General features: G+C 63.3%; 2 protein-coding genes. Both read left to right on the top strand.

Annotated features, from left to right (window positions below; genetic code table 11):
- Positions 1 to 307 (top strand): transposase (locus DQW06_RS28150; protein ID WP_157983645.1); only part of this gene is annotated, 307 nt, incomplete at its 5' end.
- A gap of 343 nt (positions 308 to 650) precedes the next feature.
- Entirely contained in the window at positions 651 to 971 is a 321-nt protein-coding gene (locus DQW06_RS29065; RefSeq protein ID WP_157983646.1) for a hypothetical protein, read from the top strand.
- Positions 972 to 1,269: the final 298 nt, after the last annotated feature.

Raw genomic sequence — 1,269 nt, forward strand, 5'->3', positions numbered from 1 at the left:
CCTCCGCGGCCTGGTGGGCCGGCCCCGTCACCGGTCGCGGCGGCTGTTCGCCGACCGCGGCTACGACTACGACAAGTACCGCCGCATCCTCCGAGCCCGCGACATCACATCCAAGATCGCCCGCCGAGGCGTCCCGCACGGATCGGGACTGGGCAAGGCCTGCTGGGCCGTGGAACGGACCTTCGCCCGGCTCCACCAGTTCAAACGCCTGCGCATCCGCTACGAGATACGCGCCGACCTCCACCTTGGCCTGCTCCCACTCGCCTGCAGCATCATCTGCTTGCGACGCCCGCGAACCTCATTCTGAAACGATCAGTTGGGCGCGTGGTGGGGGCCAGGTCCAGGTAGGAAGGTGCGCGGCCTTCAGGAACCGTGCGCTGCACCATCGGTTCGCTTTCGCTCCCAGCCGACTCCAACGCACCAGCAGCCGGGGAATCCTCCCCCCTGTTCCTGCCGGACAACGAGCATGACGGCACCGGAACCTTGACCACCACCGGCCCTTTTCCTGCCGGGCTGTTGGTGTCTCACCAGCGCCTGCGCCCACACCCTTGAGGGCACCGCGATCCCCCACCGCACTCCTGAGGCGTTTTTCCGGGATACCAGATCGCCCATGGTCGTAGAATGCAGATCGGATTCGCAAACCACGAAGCATGCTAACGCTACTGTCTCCTGATGAGGGCATGTGCTCCATGATGACAAAAGAAGAGGCAATTGAAGTCGGCAGAAAATTCTTTGATGACGCGGTTGGTGAATTAATTCTCCAGGGAGGGATGATATCGGAGCAGGATATTTTCTGTCATGAAAAGTACGTTATCCTTCCCTGGGATTCGATCGGCTTCCTGAAGGAGGGAAAATGGGAGGAGCGCTTCATTGGAAACGCTCCCATCAGGGTGGATCGGGATACCGGTGATTGCGAATTCATAGGAGTTCTGCAGGCGGTGGAGTATCGAAAGCTCGGTTTTCCTGTATAACGGAGAACCCTTGTGCCGTCGGTCGGGGTGAGTCCGCCGAAACGCGGAGCCGTGCCGTGCCAGAGGGCGCCCTGCGCGCACGCCGAGCCGGATTGGACCGGGCTTCCCTCGGAGGCGGGGGAAGCCCGGGAGACGCCCCGCTACTCGGCACGTCTGATCGGTTTCCTCTTCGGGTCCCGGTGACGGTTATCGTCGAACGCGGTGGGGCTCGATCCACCTCGATGCACCCCCACGGTTGTCCGGCAACGACGACGGCGTGCCCTCCCGCTCCGGGCGGGCACGCCGTCGTCGGCGGTGC

This window comes from Nocardiopsis sp. TNDT3, from assembly GCF_003427465.1.
Taxonomy (GTDB): domain Bacteria; phylum Actinomycetota; class Actinomycetes; order Streptosporangiales; family Streptosporangiaceae; genus Nocardiopsis; species Nocardiopsis dassonvillei.

Bases quoted from the DNA above. Each gene is read 5' to 3' on its own strand.
- DQW06_RS29065 (WP_157983646.1), top strand. From the start codon at position 651: ATGCTAACGCTACTGTCTCCTGATGAGGGCATGTGCTCCATGATGACA.